Here is a 21,024-nt window from a genome sequence, read left to right as displayed (position 1 = left end):
TGACGTTGTTTGTGGAATATTTCACTTAAACAATGATGCCAACCGAACGATTTACGGTTGGCTTTTTTTTTGGCTGCGTTTCAGTGGAAGGGTAGCAGGAAGCCACCCTCAGACAGGCAGTGCTTTCAGCTGTTGGCGATGAACTGCTCGCGAAGCGAATGAATTTGATCACGTAACTGTGCCGCTTTCTCAAATTCCAGTTCCTGTGCCATATCATACATTTGCGCTTCCAGTTTCTGGATTTCAGTTTCCAGTTCCTGCGGCGACATAAGGTTATAGCTGCCCCGGCGTTCTGCCACTTTATGTAGCTGCTCCGCTTTACTGGTTCGGCGTGTACGTCCTTTACCCAGTTCCATGATATCCGCAACCTGCTTATTCAGAGCTTTAGGTTCGATACCTCTTTCCCGGTTATGCGCATCCTGCTTTTCCCGGCGCCGTTCGGTTTCAGACATTGCACGCTGCATTGAACCCGTGATGCGGTCGGCATACAGAATGGCTTTGCCTGACAGGTTGCGTGCAGCCCGGCCAATGGTCTGAATCAGTGAACGCTCCGAGCGCAGAAAACCTTCTTTATCGGCATCCAGAATAGCCACTAAAGACACTTCCGGCATATCCAGACCTTCTCGCAGCAGGTTAATCCCGACCAGCACATCAAATTCACCCAAGCGTAAATCACGAATGATCTCGACCCTTTCGACAGTATCTATGTCTGAATGCAGGTATCTGACCCTGACGCCATGCTCATCCAGGTATTCAGTCAGATCCTCGGCCATACGTTTGGTCAGAGTCGTCACCAGGACCCGCTCATTAATCGCGGCACGGAGTCGGATTTCCGACAACAAATCGTCAACCTGAGTGGACACCGGCCTGACTTCAATAACCGGATCCAGCAATCCTGTCGGACGGACAACCTGCTCCGCAATATCGTTGCCGGATTTATTTTTTTCATAATCACCAGGCGTAGCAGACACATAAATCGTCTGAGGCGCCAAAGACTCGAACTCCTCAAACTTCAAAGGCCGGTTATCGAGGGCAGAAGGCAGCCGGAAACCGTACTCAACAAGATTTTCCTTACGGGAACGGTCCCCTCTGTACATGGCGCCTATCTGGGAGACAGTCACGTGCGACTCGTCAATAATCAGTAAACCGTCAGGCGGCAGGTAATCAAAGAGTGTTGGCGGCGGCTCGCCTTCGGCACGGCCACTGAGATAGCGAGAATAGTTTTCGATACCCGAGCAGAAACCAAGCTCATGCATCATTTCCAGATCAAACTGCGTGCGCTGGGCAATTCGCTGCTCTTCCACCAGCTTATTATTGTCAATGAGCTGCTGACGACGAATGGCCAGATCGACTTTGATTTTTTCAACCGCTTCAAGGATACGTTCGCGTGGTGTGACATAGTGGGTCTTAGGATAAATAGTCGCCCGCGGCATATCTTTCTGAATGATAGCGCCGGTCAGCGGGTCAAACCGGCTGATGCAATCCACTTCATCATCAAACAGCTCAATACGAATCGCATCATGGTCGGATTCAGCCGGGAAGATGTCGATCACCTCGCCTCGTACCCGAAAGTTACCGCGCTCAAAGGCGAGATCATTGCGTGTGTACTGCAGTTCCGCCAACCGCCGCAGAATATCTCGCTGATCCAGCATGTCGCCACGCCGCACATGCAACATCATTTTCAGATAAGAGTCTGGATCGCCCAAACCATAGATAGCCGATACAGAGGCAATAATCACCACATCCCGGCGCTCCATTAACGCTTTCGTGGCGGATAAACGCATCTGTTCGATATGTGCATTCACGGAAGAATCTTTTTCTATGAAGGTATCCGTGGAAGGCACATAGGCCTCTGGCTGGTAATAATCGTAGTAAGAGACAAAGTACTCAACCGCATTATCAGGAAAGAACTCTTTCATTTCCCCGTAAAGCTGCGCCGCCAGGGTCTTATTAGGTGCAAGTATCAGGGTCGGCCTGTCGGCGCTGGCAATGACATTGGCCATAGTAAAAGTTTTCCCTGAGCCAGTGACACCCAGCAGGGTTTGGTGTGCCAGACCGGAATCCAGTCCTTCCAATAACTGTTGTATGGCTGTCGGCTGATCCCCGGCCGGGGCAAATGCAGAAGCCAGATTGAAGGATTTACTCATGACATCATCCGAAAAGTTCAGGTAATTGGATCTGAGTCCATTGTGAGGCCGCCAATATACTTGTCAACCAAGAAAGGTGAAATCAGCTATTGACCCAGACAAAATGTCGACGTAACATCATGCGCCTCAGTAGCCTCCCTGCTGACTGATCACTGTCAAAAAAGTGATAGACCATGTCAAATTTCCAGCTAAATTATACGCACTGCGAATAGATCACCATCCACAGCTTATCCTCAAACAGCATTTTTTCATTCACAGTCTCCTGATTATGAAATCTGATGTAGAGCTAAAATTCTAATTTGATTTTTTCGGCTTTGTCGTTTTCTTTCTTGCTCCTCTGAAACAGCAGCTTATCCGCTCTCTATGATATCGATTACAAATAGATGACTCATAAAGAAAGTGCCCCGGTTTTCCGTTTACCCGACCACAATCAACACAGTTATCCACAGTTTCCGTGGATAACTAGCCCAACCCCTTGTCTCTTCTGGTTTAGCAAAGATCAAGTCATTTTTTCCTGTTCTGACACGAGACTATTTGGGAGCGATTTACGCCTCAATTCGGCTAAAAGAGCAACAAACTTGAAAAACCCTTTAGCTGAGGAGTTGTTATAGCCGTCACAAAGGCAGATAATGTACCGCTCACTGGCAAGCATAAAAAAGTTGGTATGACGGAATACCTGTTACTTCTGATCGGCACCGTACTGGTCAACAACTTCGTTTTGGTCAAATTTCTGGGACTCTGCCCGTTTATGGGGGTGTCTAAAAAACTGGAAACCGCCATTGGTATGGGGCTCGCCACGACGTTTGTTCTCACACTCGCTTCTGTGTGCGCGTATTTGGTCGAAGCTTACATTTTGCAGCCTTTAGGCATTCAGTACCTGCGCACACTCAGTTTTATTCTTGTGATTGCGGTCGTTGTTCAGTTCACAGAAATGGTCGTACACAAAACCAGTCCGACACTGTATCGGTTACTGGGCATTTTCCTGCCCTTAATCACCACCAACTGTGCCGTTCTGGGTGTCGCCCTGCTCAATATCAATGAACGTCATAATTTCATTGAATCCGTAGTGTACGGATTTGGCGCCGCTGTCGGCTTTTCTCTGGTGCTCGTGCTCTTTGCGGCAATGCGTGAACGTATTGCCGCTGCCGACGTCCCCTCACCCTTCAAAGGCGCATCCATTGCGATGATAACGGCAGGTCTGATGTCGCTCGCCTTTATGGGCTTTACCGGACTGGTTAAACTGTAATTATGAGCGGAATTTTAATTGCCATTGTAGCTATCGCTGTCCTTGCTGCGATTTTTGGTCTGATCCTGGGCTTTGCTGCTGTGCGCTTCAAAGTGGAATCTGACCCTGTTGTTGAACAAATCGATGCGATCCTGCCGCAGACCCAGTGTGGTCAGTGCGGCTATCCTGGCTGCCGTCCTTATGCTGAGGCCATTGCCAATGGCGATGACATCAACAAATGCCCGCCGGGCGGACAGGCGACCATAGAAAAGCTGGCCGATTTAATGGGGGTCGAAGTCAAAGACTCAGCCCATGATGCTGAAAAAAGCATTAAAAAAGTGGCCTTTATTCATGAGGACATGTGTATCGGCTGTACCAAGTGCATTCAGGCCTGTCCGGTTGATGCCATCGCGGGTGCCACCAAAGCCCTGCATACCGTTATCAAAGATGAGTGTACCGGCTGTGATCTCTGCGTTGCCCCCTGCCCGACGGATTGCATTGAGATGATCCCGGTTGAATCTACGCCTGAAAGCTGGCGCTGGAATCTGGATCAAATACCCGTGGTCAATCTTCCTGCCACTGAGCACCACGGTAATAAGGTAGAATAACCGTCATGCTGTCTATTATTGAACAACTCAAATTAGGAAAGCTTTGGGATTTTCCGGGTGGTATCCATCCGCCAGAACAAAAAACACAATCAAACCAAAGCCCGGTTTCTAAAGCCTTCTTACCGGATGAGCTGGTCATTCCGCTTAAGCAACACCTGGGCGCAGTCGGTAGTCTGTCTGTTACTGTGGGTGATAAGGTACTGAAAGGCCAGCCGCTGACGCATACCGATGTTGCTCTGAGCGTTCCGGTACATGCACCAACATCGGGTGTCATTGCTGCCATTGAGGCAAGAACCATAGCCCACCCTTCCGGCTTGTCTGATCGCTGCATCATCCTCAAGCCCGATGGAAAAGACAGCTGGGGCCCTAAGCACACCATTGCCAACTACCTGGAAACCGAGCCGGCGGATCTGATTGAGCATATCCGCAGCTGTGGTATTTCCGGTATGGGCGGCGCAGGCTTTCCTACCGCACGCAAACTGCAAAGCGCGTCAGGTAAAACGGATCTGTTAATCATTAACGCCGCCGAATGTGAGCCTTATATCACGGCCGATGATCGTCTCATGCAGGATTATGCCGATGAAATCGTGGAAGGTATCCGCATCATCAGCTATATCCTCAAACCCAAAATGACCGTCATCGGAATTGAAGATAATAAGCCGGAAGCCATTGCAGCGCTGACTCAGTCGGTAAAAGAACAAGACAATATACTGATCCGAGTGATCCCGACCAAATACCCGTCGGGTGGTGAAAAACAGCTGATCAAAATTCTGACCGGAAGAGAAGTCCCGACTCAGGGGATCCCGGCGGATATTGGCATTATGATGCAAAATATCGGCACCGCGCACGCGATAAAAAAAGCCGTCATTGACGGTGAACCGCTGATTCAGCGTGTGGTGACGATAACGGGTCAGACTGTCAGTACTCCCTGTAATACCTGGGCCTTACTTGGCACGCCTGTGCAGGCATTGCTCAATCGTCATGGCTATAAGATCGACAAAAAACAGCCGCGCGTCATTATGGGCGGCCCTATGATGGGCTTTACCTTGCCGCACACTCAGGTCCCCATCACCAAAACGGCTAACTGTATACTCGCGCCAAGTCGCAAAGAGCTCAGTGTGCCGGGCGATGAAATGTCCTGTATCCGTTGTACTGCCTGCGCTGAAGCGTGTCCGGTTTCCCTCTTACCCCAGCAGTTACAGTGGTACGCCAAAGACGGCGACTATGACAAGTGTGAAGAATATAATCTGTTCGACTGTATAGAATGCGGGGCTTGCGCCTATGTTTGCCCCAGCGAAATTCCTCTTGTTCACTATTACCGCCAGGCCAAAGCGGAAATCCGCCACAGAAAACAGGATGCGTTAAGTGCCGAACGTGCCAAGCAGCGCTTCGAGGCCAAAAACGCCCGGATGGAACGGGAAAAAGAAGAACGTGAGCAACGCTTCCAGAAAGCGGCGGAACAACGTCGCAAAGACATGGCAGCCAAAGGCGGCGATGATGCTGTGGCTGCCGCGATTGCTCGCGTAAAAGCGAAAAAAGAAGCAGATGCCGGTGCGGAGGTGAAACCTGCCGTGGCCGCCGCAATTGCCAAAGCCAAAGCCAAACAGGCTGAGGCGCTGGCAAAAGCACAATCAGCTGCACCGGGTAACACAACCCAGCCAGACAACAGTGAAATGGCAAAACTGCGCGAAGAGCGTAAGCGCCAGGCCCGGGAACAGAAAGCCGCCAAAGCCGTGGCTGAAGCCAAGGTGCTGGTCACCGAGCCTGAAACAGCCAAGCCGTCAGAGGGCGATCCGAAAAAAGCCGCGGTTGCGGCAGCCATTGCCCGCGCTAAAGCCCGTAAAGCGGCCCAAGCGGCTGAACCACAAACTGACGGACCGGCTGACGCAGTCGCAGACGCAGACGCAGACGATAAGTCTACAGCTGACACGCAGGCCGATGCGAAAAAAGCCGCCGTTGCGGCCGCCATTGCCCGCGCTAAAGCCCGTAAAGCGGCCCAAGCGGCAGTACCACAAGCTGACGAACCGGCTGACGCAGTCGCAGACGATAAGTCTGCAGCTGACACGCAGGCCGATCCGAAAAAAGCCGCCGTTGCGGCAGCCATTGCCCGCGCTAAAGCCCGTAAAGCGGTGCAAGCGGCTGAACTGCAGGCTGAATCGCAAGCTCAGTCTCAGACCGATAAACCGGCTAAAGCTGCGCCAGACGATCAGACAACCACTGACACTCAGGCCGATGCGAAGAAAGCCGCGGTCGCGGCCGCCATTGCCCGCGCTAAAGCCCGTAAAGCGGCGCAAGCAGCTGAACTGCAGGCTGAATCGCAGGCTCAGTCTCAGACCGATAAACCGGCTGAAGCAGTAGCAGACGAGCAGGAAAAAGCTGACGCTCCGGCCGATGCGAAAAAAGCCGCTGTTGCGGCAGCCATTGCCCGCGCTAAAGCCCGTAAAGCGGCGCAGGCGGCAGAGAAAGCAGCCGCTGAGCAGAGTGCGGAAAACAACAACAAACCCAACGAGGAAAACAAGTAGTGGCTTTTAATATTGCCAGTTCTCCCCATGCACACAGCCGACGCAGCACCAATGACATCATGCGAAATGTCATTCTCTGCTGCGGCCTGGGATTTGCCGCCCAGTGGTATTTTTTCGGATGGGGTGTTGTCTTTCAGGTTCTATTGGCAGGTTCGCTGGCAGTACTGGCGGAATGCCTTGTCCTGACAATACGTAAACGCCCGCTTCGTCAGGTTCGGGACAACAGCGCATTATTGACCGGCATTCTGCTGGGTCTGTCCATACCGCCTCTGGCACCGTGGTGGATAGCCGTTATTGGTATTTTCTTTGCCATTATAGTTGCCAAACACCTGTACGGCGGGCTGGGGCAGAACCTGTTTAATCCGGCTATGGTCGCTTATGTGGTGCTGTTGATCTCCTTCCCGGTGCCTATGACATCCTGGCTGCCCCCGGCTTCAATCAGTGATCATCCGGTGACTCTGATGGAAAGCCTGCATGTGATCTTTACCGGCTTTACTGCAGATGGCTTCAGTGTCCACCAGCTGCGTAACGGCATTGACGGCGTGACTATGGCCACGCCGCTGGATACCCTGAAAACAGCCATGACAGCCGGTTTTACCACATCAGAAGCGATGGACAGCCCGGTGTTTGGTGCGCTGGCGGGTATCGGCTGGACCTGGGTCAATCTGGGTTTCTTGCTGGGCGGTTTAGTACTGTTGAAGCTACGAATTATTCAGTGGCAAATTCCGGTCGCCATGCTGTCGTCGCTTTTCGTGATCAGCTTTCTCGGGTACATGATCAGTCCGGATGGTGCGGCGTCTCCCTTAATTCACCTGTTTTCAGGGGCGACTATGTTAGGGGCCTTTTTCATTGCCACTGATCCCGTTTCCGCATCCACCACCCTGCGCGGACGCCTTATTTTCGGTGCCTTAGTGGGTATTCTTACTTATCTGATCCGCACTTTTGGTGGTTTCCCGGATGGCGTGGCCTTCAGCGTACTCCTGGCCAACATGTGTGTTCCGCTGATCGATTACTACACCCGTCCGCGGACTTACGGTCATTCCTAGGAGCGCCCATGATACTGAAAAACATGCAAAAAAATGGTGGCATTCTGGCTGTTTCTGCTTTGCTTGCCACTGCCCTGGTCGCCCTGACGCATCAGGTCACCGCGTCGCGTATCCAAGAGCAGGAACAAAAGCAGCTGCTGCAGGTGCTCAACCAGGTTATCCCGAAAGAGAATCATGACAACGAGCTCTACAAGAGCTGTATCCTGATCAGCGATCCGGCATATCTTGGCACCAGCGAGCCGATGCCGGCCTATCTGGCGACCAAAAACGGTCAACCGAATGGCGTTGCCATTGAAGCCATCGCGCCGGATGGTTATAGCGGCGCTATTAAAGTGATTGTCGGGCTGGATATGACAGGCACAGTCACCGGGGTACGCGTACTGGCGCATCAGGAAACACCGGGACTGGGCGATAAAATTGACACCCGGATCACTGACTGGATTTACAGCTTTACCGGACGCAAACTTAACGGTGAGAAAGACCCGGCATGGGCAGTACGTAAAGACGGCGGTGATTTTGATCAGTTTACCGGCGCCACGATTACCCCGCGCGCCGTGGTAAATTCCGTTAAGCGAGTGTCGCTGTATTTTAACCAGCATCAGGATACGCTTTTTACTCAACCGGCTAACTGCGAAGGAGCCTGAGCAAAATGAGTTCAACGCCAAATAACGAACTGATGGCTAACGGGCTGTGGCACAACAACCCGGCTATCGTGCAACTACTGGGCTTGTGCCCGCTGCTGGCAGTCTCAGCCACGGTTACCAACGCCCTTGGACTGGGTATTGCCACCACCCTGGTGTTAGTGGGTTCTAACCTGATTGTGTCTCTCATTCGGGAGTGGGTGCCAAACGAAGTCCGCATTCCGATCTTTGTGATGATCATTGCGGCGCTGGTCACCTGTGTCCAGTTGCTGATGAACGCTTACACTTACGGTCTGTTTTTGTCCCTGGGGATCTTTATTCCTCTGATAGTGACCAACTGCATCATCATTGGTCGCGCCGAATCCTTTGCCTCAAAAAATGCACCTATGCCAGCCGTGATTGACGGGCTCTGGATGGGGCTGGGCATGACATCTGTACTGGTGGTGTTGGGTGCAGGACGTGAGATTCTGGGCAACGGCACCTTGTTTGACGGGGCCGACCGGCTGCTGGGGGACTGGGCGTCGGTGCTGCGGATAGAAGTCTTCAGCACAGAGAACAATTTCCTGCTGGCGATGCTGCCACCGGGCGCCTTTATTGGTGTCGGTTTCCTGATTGCCCTAAAGAACATTATTGACAAAAAACAGGCAGAGAGAACACAGACCGCAGAGAAAAAACCCGAGATCGAGCGGGTTCGTATTACCTCTGCGAACTGATTTTCACGAGCCTTTCATTATGGTGGAAGCTCAGCAACATTGATCACGGTAATTGGCATTCCCTACAATTTCTATCTGTGCCGGTCACCTGCCCTGCCGAACTTAGGAAGCGAGCATGAATAATCAGAAACGCGTTCAAATCCTTGAGCGATTGCGGGCGAATAACCCGCACCCGGAAACGGAACTTCACTGGAGCAACCCGTTTGAATTGCTGATAGCCGTATTGCTGTCAGCGCAGGCAACCGATGTCAGCGTCAACAAAGCCACCGCCAGACTGTATCCTGTCGCCAACACACCGGAAGACATGCTGGCGCTGGGGGTCGAGGGTGTGAAAGAGCACATCAAGACCATAGGTCTGTTTAATTCTAAAGCTGAAAATGTCATCAAAACCTGCCGGATTCTGGTTGAGAAACACGGCGGTGAAATCCCTGAAAACCGTGAAGCACTGGAAGCCTTGCCGGGCGTCGGCCGTAAAACCGCCAATGTCGTGCTCAATACCGCTTTTGGCTGGCCGACGATTGCTGTCGATACCCATATCTTCCGGGTGTCGAACCGCACCAAATTCGCCATGGGCAAGAATGTCGACGAAGTCGAACAAAAGCTGCTGAAAGTGGTACCGAAAGTATTCAAAGTTGATGTCCATCACTGGCTGATCCTGCATGGACGTTACACTTGTGTGGCCCGCAAGCCCCGCTGCGGTAGCTGCATTATTGAAGATCTCTGTGAATTCAAAGACAAAGTCTATCCCGCTGAATAAGCTCTACTCTGAGGAGAAAAAAATGGCAAACGGACGCATTCTGCACACCATGTTACGCGTGGGTGATCTGGACCGTTCAATCGCTTTCTACACAGACATCATGGGCATGAAGCTGTTAAGAAAGTCGGATAACGAAGCCTATCAGTACACTCTGGCTTTTGTCGGTTATTCGGATGAATCCGAAGGTGCAGTCATCGAACTCACTTACAACTGGGGCACCAGTGAATACGACATGGGCAACGCTTATGGCCACATCGCCATTGGTGTCGATGATATCTATACCACCTGTGAGGCCATTAAAGCTTCTGGGGGGAACGTCACCCGCGAACCTGGGCCGGTCAAAGGCGGCACTACACATATTGCCTTTGTTCGCGATCCTGACGGCTATCAGATTGAACTGATCCAGCGCAGCTGATTCACCTGATACCACGCATACGCAAAGAGGGCAGAATAGTTTCTGCCCTCTTGTTACGCACGAGCACAGTTACGCACGATCACATCGATGAGTGGCTATTCCACTTTGCCAAAATATTCTGTCACTTCCGCCCGGTAATTTTCTTCCTGACTACCTGTGTCTATGACATCCACTGAGTAATACGGCATTTTCGACTCTTTCAGTTTTTCTATCACGTTCTCCGTCAGGTTTTCCGGACTGATAGAACTGAACACCTCATAAGTGGCCGATCGGTTTAGCCCCATCTCTTCAGCCTGCTCCTTAGTGATGAGCTGAGCCTGAGTCGCTGCCGCAACCTCCTCTTTCATTGTTTCTAAGCCGCTATTCACTACGTCTTTGTCATCCGCAAAGGCGGAAGATGCGGCGATCATTATCACCATAGCCAAGAGTTGCCGTTTCATTTTTTCACCACGCTTTTTCTATTGTTATGTCGGATCAACGATCCTTGCTTCTATCAATCTAGCGTGTTTTGGCTATCTCTCTTCTTCAATAATGAGAACTGGCATAAGTAGATGACTTATCACTATTGATAATGAGAAACGATCTCATTATTATTTACTAAATACAGGAGGAACCCTTATGTCATTTACTTTCCCAGCATTACCCTATCCCTATGATGCGCTCGAACCCTATATTGATGCCAAAACCATGGAAGTGCACCACAGCCGTCATCATAAAACCTACTTTGACAAATTCATCAGCGCCATTGAAAACACCGATCTCGAACAACTCCCCCTCAAAGACATTTTTGCACGGGTCTCCGAATTCAGCCCTGCGGTCAGAAATCACGGCGGGGGCTACTATAACCACAACCTCTACTGGCAGTGCATGTCACCCAATGGCGGCGGACAGCCTGTCGGCCTGCTGGCAGAAGCGATTCGATGCCACTTCGGCAGCTTTGATGATTTTAAAACCGCCTTTTCAGACGCCGCTGCAGCTCACTTCGGCTCTGGTTTTATCTGGTTGTCTGTCACTGACCGACGACTGGAGATTTCCTCAACCGCTAATCAGGACAATCCCCTGATGGATGTGGTGGAAAACCGCGGTACTCCAATCCTGGCCCTCGATGTATGGGAACATGCTTACTACCTGACATACCAGAATAAGCGTCCCGACTACATCAGTGCCTGGTGGCAGGTGGTTGACTGGGATCAGGTAGAACAACATTACCTGGATGCACTTCATCAATAAGAAGGAAATGTAATCATGAACGTGTCACGGTGGGAAATGCACACCTTGCTGGCAGCAGAAGCAGAGAAAGACCAAAAACCCATGATGTCAGTGATCCATTACCAGCTTGCTCTGTCTGAATCACAGCAATTGGAACCTGTCGATGGGACTCTGGATGAGCTGGAAGAATTACTCGCCATCAAAGTGACCGCCTGTCACAACATGGCCAGTTTTTGGCGAAAACAGGGAGACGGCGACTACGAGCTGAAATATCTGCAGCTGGCATCCGAGCAGATTATGGCGCTGATTCCGCAATGCCCGAACCGTGACTGTGAAGCCTTCATCAGCTCTTTGGGCTGCTGTAAGTCAGCGCTGATCGATTTTCTCAAACGCCACCCTAACCCCAAAGTGGCAAAACAGGTGGCGCATATCACCACCAGCAACCAGTGTGAGCTTATCGCCAGGTTCCGCTTGCAATGAGCGCTCTATTCCCTCATTCGCAATCACTGGCGGATGAGGGAATCACCCATCACATCAGGCTGGAAGTCCGGCCCATGGAAATCACAACACGCCTGTTTTTATTGCGCCCCAGCGGCGTACTGTTATCGGCAATCGGACGGCGCTCACCGAATCCCTGAACTTCTATCCGATCTTTAGGCAGACCCAAAGAGACAAAATACTGCTCCAGCTTTTCCGCACGGCGCTCTGATAAAGACTGGTTGGTATTTTTTCCGCCAGAAGAATCACTGTAAGTCGCGACCAGGATTAAATCGATGTCCTGACTGTATTTAATAAAATCCGCAATTTGCGCCAAACGCTTCTGTGAGGCTTTGTTCAGCTCGTCGCTGTTTTTATCGTAATGCAGCACAGTAAAGGAGATATCCTCAAAATTATAAGGCAGCAGATTGGCCAGACAGGTACTGAAGGTCTTGTAACCCGCACTGAATGCCACGGCAGACAGACCAACTTCAATCCTTTCGTTTCTGTGCTGCCAGTCCTGATAACTGAAGGTAGGTATTTTCCCTTCTTCAAGTTCCGACAACATGTTCCATGCCATCTGCCCGCCTACATAACCGTCAAACTGCTTAAAGAATTTCAGTCGCGTCAATGGCTCTGCCGCATCGCCGGGACGCCATCGCGGAGGCATAGATACCAGGCTGACATTGCTGGTCTGTCCCAGTGGACGACGCATTTTCAGTTCAAAATCGAGGTTCATTTTTTTGCTGGCACGGGATGTAAACTGCGCCTGACCAAAATTTGGGATGGCATGCTGCAACTGGCATTCCAGCGGCGTATCAACCACCATCTCCCAGGTAGACTCCCCGGGCGTCGCAACATAATATTTTCCCGCCCAAGCTGGCGAACAGGCACCCATCAGTGCTAAAGACCAAGCCCCCAGCTTCAATGGCAACGTCATTTTTATCATCCCGGAATAACCTACTTGCAAGTACTGGGTATTGTATCGGATTTTGTCGCAAAATCTTTAGCCGCCGTTTATCTTTCTGACAACCTCTCAGTATCCGTGCCCTGCCGTCACACCTTAGCAGCAAGGGTTTAGCTTCTGAACCAGATCTGACATAATGCTGGCCTCATTTTTATCAGCAACATTATCATGAGCCAAGAAAACACATTAAATACCCTGAAAAGTCGCTTTCGTGGTTTCTTTCCTGTCGTTGTCGATGTGGAAACAGCCGGTTTCAACGCCAACACTGATGCCCTGCTTGAAATCTGTGCTGTCACCCTGACCATGGACGAAGAAGGATGGCTCAAACCTGCCAGCACACTGCATTTTCATATTACGCCTTTTGAGGGTGCGGTTATCCATCAGGAAGCATTGGATTTTAACGGTATCAAAGATCCGTTCAGCCCGTTACGTGGCGCGGTGACGGAAGAAGAAGCCCTGAAAGAAATCTATAAAGTCATACGGAAAGAACAAAAAGAAGAAGGCTGCTCTCGCGCCATCATGGTGGCGCATAATGCGAACTTTGATCACAGCTTCGTCATGGCCGCCTCTGAAAGGGCCAAGCTAAAGCGCATTCCCTTTCATCCTTTTGCCACATTTGATACCGCGGCACTGAGTGGACTGGCGTTTGGTCAGACGGTGCTGGCTAAAGCCTGTGAAGCAGCGAATATTCCATTTTGTAACAAAGAAGCGCATTCAGCCCTCTATGACACCGAACGAACCGCAGAATTATTTTGTGAGATCGTTAACAAATGGAAAAAATTAGGTGGATGGCCCGTCGCTGCACTTCAAACAGCAGAAGAAGCTTAAGGTCAGACCTGAAGAACAAATACTCATCAGACCTCCTACCAAAGCCCAGCTATGCTGGGCCTTCTTACAAAAATGAAACAAACGTCCAAAATTAATCAAACATTAGTTTAAAACGGAAATAAATAATACAGCGTTCAAATGTGCTTTTCTTCGCCCAAACACCCTGTTACATATGGTTAACATTGGCGTAGCGAATCCTTATACTCCGTGTCTACAAGCTGATTCACCATTCATTCATGGATTGAAGAACGCGAAGCATATCAATAATAAACAACAAGAGAGGCAGCAGAATGTCCAAAAGATTTCATGTAACCGCACTCGCCGTGGCCGCCGCGCTGACATCCCTCCAGGCGCAAAGTGCTGGTTTCCAGGTAGCTGAACACTCCGCCAGCGGTTTAGGCCGGGCTTTCGCCGGTGAAGCCGCGATTGCCGATAATGCCGCAGTGCTGGCCCGTAACCCCGCCGCATCGACCCTGTTCAAACAACGCACTTTTTCCGGCGCGCTGAGCATTGTCGATCCATCGATTGACGTGGACAGTGTTGACCGGGATCAACTCGCCAAAGATGTTGCACCCATCGGCATTGTGCCTGCAGGATTTTACATCCAACCCGTCAATGACAAACTCGCCTTTGGATTGGGAGTCTTCTCAAACTACGGCGTCACCACTGAATACGATGAAAACTTTCATGCAGGTTCACTCGCTGGTGAGACATCTCTGATTACAGTGAACTTCAACCCAAGTATTGCGTATCGTGTCAACGATCAGCTCAGCCTTGGCGCAGGTATCAGTGCCATCTTTGCCAGCGCAGAGCTGAACCGCCATTTTGGTGATCTTGCTCTTGCGGTTCCAGGCGCAGAACCCAGTGATAAAACCATCAAGCTGGAAGGTGACACCTGGGGCTTTGGCTGGAACGTGGGTGCCCTCTTTGAGCTGAATGACGACAACCGCTTCGGTCTGAGTTACCGATCACAAACGGATCTCGACTTTGAAGGTGACTTTACCGATTACACAGGCCGCATCACCGGAGCGCCGAATAATACGGTCCCGGGTGATTTGACCGTTGTTTTACCCGCGATTGCAGAATTCTCAGGCTTTCATCAGCTCGATAGCCAGTGGGCTGTGCACTACAGCGTTCAGTGGACGCAATACAGCAAGTTTGAAGAACTGCGCGCAACCAGCAATCAGTGTAACCCGGGCTATAACAGCAATCCCGGACTCTGCTTGCTGAAAAAAGAAGATTATGATGACACATTCCGCTATGCCATCGGCACCACTTATCACGTTAACCCGCAATGGACCATCCGGGGTGGCTACGCCTTCGATGAGCAGGCCGGCAAACCAACCCTGAGTATTCCGGATACTGACCGAAACTGGTTCACCGCAGGTGCAACCTATAACTACAACGCGGATTTATCCTTCGACGTCGGTCTGGCTTACCTCATCGCAAAAGAGATTTCGTTCTCTGAAGAAGGGCAGAACTTTGAGTCCAGTGGCGGCGCGATTATCAGTGCAGCTCAGGCCAACTACCGCTTCTAAGCCAGTTATCACAGTCGAACAGAATTTTAGGGAAATATGATGAACAAAAAATTACTAGCCCTGCTGATTGCTTCCAGCTTTGCACTTTACGGTTGTGGGGATGAAAAAGGCCTGAGTGGTACGCCGACCATCGACCCGGATATCAAAAACAGTCTCAATGCCGAAACCAAAATCAAATTTGATCTTCTCTCGGATAAAAAAGACGTCATTACCCCAAGCTTTATTGCCATGGATCTTGACGATGGCACCATCGCAACTGAAAGCAAAGCTTCAAAGGCTGATTTAAGTGATCCTGCCTTTGCCTGGGGCAAAACCGATGGCTGGAGTACGACTCAGCCCATCAACATTAATTTCACAGGCAACGATCTGGCCGCGGAAACGGCTGCAGACAGCTTCTATCTGATCAAGTCTGGTGATCCAACCAACCCATCAGATACAACAACACCTGAAGTCTTGTCGGCAGATAATGGCGACTTCATGGTGACGGCTTCCGGAACCAGACTAACCGTGATCCTGACCAAGCCTTTAGATCCGGCCAGCAACTATATGTTTGCGGTCACGAGCGACCTCAAAGATGCGGAAGGCAACCCGGTTGGTATGACCAATTCTTATGCGGTCCTGAAGAGTGTTGGTAAAGTGCCGGATGCTGCACTGGAGAAACCTCAGGCCATCACGCACGCGGTAGAAAGCACGCTGGCTGCAGTTGCAGGTGCACCGAAGAATAAGATTATTTTCTCAAGCTGGTTCACCACCGCTTCTGTCGGTGAAGTGCTCTATGCTGCAAAATCTGCTTCTGCGCTCGCATTAGATGGTAATGCAGCGAAAATCTGGCAAGGCAGTGCCATTGCTGATGGCATCAGCCAAAGTGATCTGGATGGTATGTTCGAGATGAGCGTGCCAACCAGTGCCGGTACCACAACAGGTGGTAATTTCATCTACACCGGAACCATCAAACTGCCGTATTTCCTGGAAAAAGACCCAACCAAATTCAGCAATACACCATGGCAAAGTGGTATGCCGAGTCTGGCAAAAATTAGCTATGTCCTGAACAATGGCTCTGATGCCGATAAAGCCGCGATTGTTCAGCAATTGGCGGCACTGCAGATCACGACAGAAGATTTAGCTGCCGTGAAAACCGATCCTAAAACTCAGGTCAGAGTGCTGCAGGCGCTTACAGGTTCAACTTTAAAACTGGCCGATGGTTCGCAACTGGATGAAGAACGACTGATTACTCGCTATAGTCCTGTGCCAAAACTGAAAGCAGTAGATACTGTTGAATATACGCTTGTCTTGTCATCAGATACGGCCACTTGCCAAACCGGTTCAAGCAAAGTGTCCATCTATCAGCACGGTATTACATCGACAAAAGATACGGTTGCAGCCCTAGCCGACAGTGTGATTGGTACTGAATGTCATGCAATCTTCGCGATTGACCATCCATTACATGGTACCCGTGGCATTGCAGGCAAGAGTGCGTCAACCGGGAATCCTGAAATGTACCTGAATCTTGCTTCACTGACTGTGGCAAGGGACAACATGCGCCAGAGCACCATCGATGTACTCAACCTCCGTGCAGGAATTGCATTGGCGTTTAAAAAACTGGGGGCAGCGATTCTTCAGGGAGATACAGCAACTATTATTGAAATGGGCCCGCTGGCTCGCCTCAACCCACAAAGTAAAGTCGGCTTCGTCGGTCACTCATTAGGTGCGATTACGGGCATCAATGTGGCTGATGCAGCCAACAGAACCTTGAATGATGCGACAGGTGATGCCGCTTTCGCGATCGATAAAGTCGCGCTGGCGAATCCGGGAGCGGGGATCCCTTACCTGTTACTTCAGTCAGGCACATTTGGCAATTCGATCAAAGGCCAACTGCTGCTCGCATCCACCCCAGAGTTCAAGCAATTCTGTACCAGTCAGTCTCTGAGTGATCCTAAAGCCTGTTTCGAGGCATTTGAAGCAAATCTGGTCGGCGCAGGAGATCCAGAAGGGACGCTTGCAACTGCGTACGGCCAGTTCAGCCTATTCGCTTATGTTGCACAAGGGGTGCTGGATACCGTCGACCCGATTAACACTTCACGGCAAGTCTCGGCGGATTTGCCGGTTTACCTGACTCAGGTTGAAGATGATGCCACGATTCCAAATAAACTGGCACAGCCTGGTACCGCAGACTCAGTCGTGACGGGCACCAGTATCCTGCTGCCTTACTCACCGTTTGGTGGCACCCTGCCATTGCTGCAAACCATGAGCCTGGCTCCGACCACAGCGTCTGTGAACGGACAAACGGTTCGCAATGCCGTGCTGTTTAACAATACCGGCACACACAGTTCTCTGTTGAGTGGCGATGGTCTGACGGCTGAAATGCAAGCGCAGGTCAGTTCATTCCTGGATGGGGATGGTACGGTACTGACAATCAACGATGCATCCAATATCAATCCGACACCTTAATCGGATTGCACAAATCCCCAAAGGCCAGCTCTGCTGGCCTTTTTCATCTTTGCTGAATAGCCTCTGCATAACAAAAAACCTATCCCGAATCGCTTTGAACAACCTGATCGAGTCAGCATCAGACAGCCGTTCATTTGTATTCTGATTTACCTTCCACTATATCCGGCTAAAAATCCCACCCTGAGCACAGTTTTTTCTCGACATGTAAGAAATTTTCAGCAAACTAGACGGCCTGCACATTGCAGCCTGGATAGCATGATTATTCAGTGATGCAATAACACAACTATCAATGGAAAGTCGTTTTATGAATCCTGTCGTTATTTCCGTCTGCGTCATGCTGGTACTGGCGCTGATGCGAGTCAACGTCGTGGTCGCACTGACCTTCAGTGCCATCCTCGGCGGCCTTGTCGGAGGGCTCTCCCTCACAGAGACCATCTCTGCCTTTGAAGGCGGGCTGGGCGGCGGTGCTACTACAGCATTGAGCTATGCCATGCTGGGCACCTTCGCGGTGGCCATTTCCCGCTCAGGTATTACGGATGTACTGGCACAAAAAGTCATCAAACGTATCAGCGGCCATCATAATGCGGCAGCGGCGACCGGCGTGAAGTACTCAGTGCTGACCATTCTGCTGCTGCTATCTATTGCATCGCAGAACGCGATTCCGGTACACATTGCTTTCATCCCGATTGTGATCCCCCCTTTGCTGCATGTGTTCGCCAAACTGAAACTGGATCGCCGCCTGATTGCCTGCGTCCTGACCTTTGGCCTGGTGACACCTTACATGGTGCTGCCTGTGGGCTTTGGCGGTATTTTCCTCAACAACATTCTGCTGAAAAACCTGCATGACAATGGCCTGGATGTTGCTGCCAGCCAAGTGCCTTATGCCATGATTCTGCCGGCGGCCGGTATGCTGTTCGGCCTGCTGCTGGCCACCTTTGTCAGCTACCGTAAACCCCGGGAATATTCTGAAGCACAGATTCTGGCCAGCGAACCGGAGCACGCTGAGATCAACATGCAGCATGTTTATGTGGCGATGATTGCTATCGCGGCCGCACTGGGCGTTCAGCTGTACAGTGGTTCGATGATCATTGGCGGTCTGGCCGGTTTTATGGTGTTTACCCTTGCCGGTGTGATCAAATGGAAAGATACCCATGACGTGTTCACCAAAGGTGTCCACATGATGGCAATGATAGGGTTCATCATGATTGCGGCCGCCGGTTTTGCGGCCGTTATGAAAGCCACTGGCGGGGTAGAAACCCTGGTCAGCTCACTGTCTCATGCCATCGGCGATAACAAAGCCCTGGCTGCCCTGCTGATGCTGGTGGTTGGCCTGCTGGTAACTATGGGCATAGGGTCATCGTTCTCGACCATTCCCATTCTGGCGACTATCTACGTGCCATTATGCCTGAGCTTTGGCTTCTCGCCGCTGGCGACTGTGGCGCTGGTCGGTACTGCTGCAGCCCTGGGTGATGCCGGCTCACCGGCTTCTGATTCGACTCTGGGCCCAACAGCCGGCCTGAATGCTGACGGCCAGCACGAGCACGTGTGGGACACGGTTGTGCCGACCTTTATTCACTACAATCTGCCGCTGATAGCCTTTGGCTGGCTGGCCTCCATGATGCTGTAAGCCGCTCATTGTTTGGCAGAAACAAAAAGACCCCGCAGTGCGGGGTCTTTTTTTATCAGAACAAGCTGTCAGACATTATTCTGCGGCTTCAGCACTGTCGCGACGCGCTGCGGCTTCTTTGATCAAAGGTTGCAGTTCACCTTTCTGGAACATTTCCAGAATAATGTCACAGCCGCCAACCAGCTCGCCTTCAATCCACAGCTGTGGGAAAGTTGGCCATTGCGCGTAAATTGGCAACTCAGCACGGATATCCGGGTTTTGCAGGATATCAACGTAAGCAAACTTTTCACCACAAGCCATCAGTGCCTGAGAAGCCTGTGAAGAGAAACCGCAGCTCGGCAGTTTTGGTGATCCTTTCATGTACAGCAGAATTGGGTTTTCTTCGATCTGCTGTTTGATTTTGTCGATGGTTTCCATAGCTTCCTCTAACAACGTTAGCTTTATAGTAAGTGTGATACCCACATTCTACTTTGTCACGGCAAGGAAAAAAACGCCTAATGAAAGTAAGGTTAAGACTTATACTTGTCTGAACGCTTGCTTACCATCTTCTGCTTGCAGCGACCTTTTTCATTCAGACTACTTTTAATAAAGAAAAAACTTGCTAAAATGATTTGCAAACACGCAAGCCTATCGCTTGTATACAATAACAAACACAGTTTGAAGTGACGCAGGCTATTGCCTGCTATCGGAAGCAATGTCGTGGGTCTGCCCACACCATCAATATGGAGAATCGAGTAATGGCATTCGAACTACCTGCTCTACCGTACGAGAAAAATGCACTTGAGCCACACATTTCTCAAGAAACGCTGGAATACCACCACGGTAAGCACCACAATACTTATGTTGTGAAACTGAACGGCCTGATCGAAGGTACTGAGTACGCAGACAAATCTCTGGAAGAGATCATCAAGACCTCGACTGGCGGTGTTTTCAACAACGCAGCTCAGATCTGGAACCACACTTTCTACTGGCACTGCCTGAGCCCAAATGGCGGCGGTGAGCCAACTGGCGCAGTGGCGGATGCCATTGTTGAAGCGTTTGGTTCTTTTGACGCATTCAAAGCAAAATTCACTGATTCAGCAATCAACAACTTTGGTTCATCATGGACTTGGTTGGTGAAAAAAGCAGACGGTTCTCTGGACATCGTTAACACGTCTAACGCTGGTACGCCACTAACTGAAGCAGGTGTTACTCCTCTGCTGACTGTTGATCTGTGGGAACACGCTTACTACATCGACTACCGCAACCTGCGTCCGGACTACATGAACGGTTTCTGGGCACTGGTTAACTGGGAATTCGTTGCTAACAACCTGGCAGCTTAATTCTCGAACCTGACGGTTAAGATCGCAAAAGGCCCGCACATTCAGTGCGGGCCTTTTCTTATGGTTCTTTGTTGTTGATTGTTCAGTTATTGATTTTTCAGCAGGCAGCCCCACTACCCACTGAACAAAAACCTCTGGTCTGAACTAGCAAACGATCAGGCTTTCTCTGCCAGAATGATACGCAGTGTACGGCGCAGCGGCTCAGCAGCACCCCACAACAACTGATCACCCACAGTGAACGCATTGAGGAAATCATCGCCCATTGCCAGCTTACGCAGACGGCCCACAGGTACAGACAGAGTGCCTGTCACTTTCGTTGGCGTCAGCTCCTGCATAGTAATGTCACGCTCATTCGGGATCACTTTAACCCAGTCATTGTGCGACGCAATAATACCTTCGATTTCATCCAGCGGGACGTTCTTCTTCAGTTTCAGCGTCAGCGCCTGGCTGTGACAACGCATCGCACCGATACGCACACAGGTACCGTTGGAGGTGATCATGAAAGCCGGAATGCCCAGTTGCTCACGCATTTCG

20 protein-coding genes are annotated in these 21,024 nt (G+C 50.8%); 15 read left to right on the top strand and 5 right to left on the bottom strand.

The features are described 5' to 3' along the window. Positions 1–125 precede the first annotated feature (125 nt). Complete coding sequence (uvrB, locus tag P0Y67_RS00100; RefSeq protein ID WP_342390228.1) at positions 126–2,147, bottom strand: excinuclease ABC subunit UvrB; 2,022 nt, start codon at positions 2,145–2,147, stop codon at positions 126–128. 664 nt (positions 2,148–2,811) lie between these two features. On the opposite strand from uvrB, the gene rsxA reads away from it, so the two are divergent. The 8 genes from rsxA to gloA all read left to right on the top strand — a co-directional run bounded on the left by rsxA (position 2,812) and on the right by gloA (position 10,074). Next, on the top strand, positions 2,812–3,393 hold the full coding sequence (rsxA, locus tag P0Y67_RS00095; RefSeq protein ID WP_027252796.1) for an electron transport complex subunit RsxA: 582 nt from the start codon (positions 2,812–2,814) through the stop codon (positions 3,391–3,393). A gap of 2 nt (positions 3,394–3,395) precedes the next feature. After that, positions 3,396–3,980, top strand: a complete 585-nt coding sequence (gene rsxB / locus P0Y67_RS00090; RefSeq protein ID WP_342390227.1) for an electron transport complex subunit RsxB — start codon at positions 3,396–3,398, stop codon at positions 3,978–3,980. Between the two features lie 5 nt (positions 3,981–3,985). Next, a complete protein-coding gene (rsxC, locus tag P0Y67_RS00085; protein WP_342390226.1) occupies positions 3,986–6,502 on the top strand; it encodes an electron transport complex subunit RsxC in 2,517 nt (838 codons plus the stop codon). Further along, the gene (gene rsxD, locus P0Y67_RS00080; protein ID WP_342390225.1) at positions 6,502–7,548 is read left to right on the top strand and encodes an electron transport complex subunit RsxD; all 1,047 of its coding nucleotides are present in this window, start codon (positions 6,502–6,504) and stop codon (positions 7,546–7,548) included. The genes rsxC and rsxD overlap by 1 nt, the downstream gene beginning before the upstream one ends. Before the next feature lie 11 nt (positions 7,549–7,559). Further along, entirely contained in the window at positions 7,560–8,192 is a 633-nt protein-coding gene (gene rsxG / locus P0Y67_RS00075; RefSeq protein ID WP_342390330.1) for an electron transport complex subunit RsxG, read from the top strand. Between the two features lie 5 nt (positions 8,193–8,197). Then, entirely contained in the window at positions 8,198–8,902 is a 705-nt protein-coding gene (locus tag P0Y67_RS00070; protein ID WP_161455574.1) for an electron transport complex subunit E, read from the top strand. 115 nt (positions 8,903–9,017) lie between these two features. After that, the gene (gene nth / locus P0Y67_RS00065) at positions 9,018–9,659 is read left to right on the top strand and encodes an endonuclease III (protein WP_342390224.1); all 642 of its coding nucleotides are present in this window, start codon (positions 9,018–9,020) and stop codon (positions 9,657–9,659) included. 22 nt (positions 9,660–9,681) lie between these two features. Next, on the top strand, positions 9,682–10,074 hold the full coding sequence (gene gloA / locus P0Y67_RS00060; RefSeq protein WP_027252802.1) for a lactoylglutathione lyase: 393 nt from the start codon (positions 9,682–9,684) through the stop codon (positions 10,072–10,074). Between the two features lie 95 nt (positions 10,075–10,169). Here the strand turns inward: gloA and P0Y67_RS00055 are convergent, their stop codons facing one another. After that, positions 10,170–10,514 (bottom strand): hypothetical protein, encoded by a 345-nt coding sequence (locus P0Y67_RS00055; protein ID WP_342390223.1) that lies wholly within the window; start codon positions 10,512–10,514, stop codon positions 10,170–10,172. A gap of 178 nt (positions 10,515–10,692) precedes the next feature. Here P0Y67_RS00055 and P0Y67_RS00050 point away from each other — a divergent pair, with 178 nt between their 5' ends. Together P0Y67_RS00050 and P0Y67_RS00045 are read left to right on the top strand one after the other, a co-directional pair. Continuing rightward, a complete protein-coding gene (locus P0Y67_RS00050; RefSeq protein ID WP_342390222.1) occupies positions 10,693–11,304 on the top strand; it encodes a superoxide dismutase in 612 nt (203 codons plus the stop codon). 15 nt (positions 11,305–11,319) lie between these two features. Continuing rightward, positions 11,320–11,763: a DUF2753 family protein gene (locus P0Y67_RS00045; protein ID WP_161455580.1), complete on the top strand. Its 444-nt coding sequence runs from the start codon at positions 11,320–11,322 to the stop codon at positions 11,761–11,763. A gap of 49 nt (positions 11,764–11,812) precedes the next feature. Here P0Y67_RS00045 and motY read toward each other — a convergent pair whose 3' ends face one another. Beyond that, positions 11,813–12,658, bottom strand: a complete 846-nt coding sequence (motY, locus tag P0Y67_RS00040) for a flagellar protein MotY (RefSeq protein WP_225445113.1) — start codon at positions 12,656–12,658, stop codon at positions 11,813–11,815. Positions 12,659–12,895: 237 nt separating this feature from the next. Here motY and rnt point away from each other — a divergent pair, with 237 nt between their 5' ends. The 4 genes from rnt to P0Y67_RS00020 all read left to right on the top strand — a co-directional run bounded on the left by rnt (position 12,896) and on the right by P0Y67_RS00020 (position 19,168). After that, positions 12,896–13,555 carry a ribonuclease T gene (gene rnt, locus P0Y67_RS00035; RefSeq protein WP_337114007.1) on the top strand — a complete coding sequence of 220 codons (660 nt, stop codon included), beginning with the start codon at positions 12,896–12,898 and terminating at the stop codon, positions 13,553–13,555. Positions 13,556–13,845: 290 nt separating this feature from the next. After that, entirely contained in the window at positions 13,846–15,093 is a 1,248-nt protein-coding gene (locus tag P0Y67_RS00030; RefSeq protein ID WP_342390221.1) for an outer membrane protein transport protein, read from the top strand. Positions 15,094–15,132: 39 nt separating this feature from the next. Further along, the gene (locus P0Y67_RS00025) at positions 15,133–17,541 is read left to right on the top strand and encodes a VolA/Pla-1 family phospholipase (protein WP_342390220.1); all 2,409 of its coding nucleotides are present in this window, start codon (positions 15,133–15,135) and stop codon (positions 17,539–17,541) included. A gap of 304 nt (positions 17,542–17,845) precedes the next feature. Beyond that, positions 17,846–19,168: a Na+/H+ antiporter family protein gene (locus P0Y67_RS00020; RefSeq protein WP_342390219.1), complete on the top strand. Its 1,323-nt coding sequence runs from the start codon at positions 17,846–17,848 to the stop codon at positions 19,166–19,168. A gap of 75 nt (positions 19,169–19,243) precedes the next feature. Here the strand turns inward: P0Y67_RS00020 and P0Y67_RS00015 are convergent, their stop codons facing one another. Next, positions 19,244–19,585 (bottom strand): Grx4 family monothiol glutaredoxin, encoded by a 342-nt coding sequence (locus P0Y67_RS00015; protein WP_027252810.1) that lies wholly within the window; start codon positions 19,583–19,585, stop codon positions 19,244–19,246. A gap of 320 nt (positions 19,586–19,905) precedes the next feature. Here P0Y67_RS00015 and sodB point away from each other — a divergent pair, with 320 nt between their 5' ends. Next, the gene (gene sodB, locus P0Y67_RS00010; RefSeq protein WP_342390218.1) at positions 19,906–20,490 is read left to right on the top strand and encodes a superoxide dismutase [Fe]; all 585 of its coding nucleotides are present in this window, start codon (positions 19,906–19,908) and stop codon (positions 20,488–20,490) included. A gap of 155 nt (positions 20,491–20,645) precedes the next feature. Here the strand turns inward: sodB and P0Y67_RS00005 are convergent. Beyond that, positions 20,646–21,024, bottom strand: a 379-nt coding sequence (locus tag P0Y67_RS00005) for an Asd/ArgC dimerization domain-containing protein (protein WP_342390217.1), incomplete at its 5' end; no start/stop codon positions are given.

The organism is Photobacterium sp. SP02 (genome assembly GCF_038519165.1).
Taxonomy (GTDB): domain Bacteria; phylum Pseudomonadota; class Gammaproteobacteria; order Enterobacterales; family Vibrionaceae; genus Photobacterium; species Photobacterium halotolerans.
The sequence above is the reverse complement of the archived record's forward strand: the minus strand, read 5'-3'. Positions and strand labels throughout refer to the sequence as shown.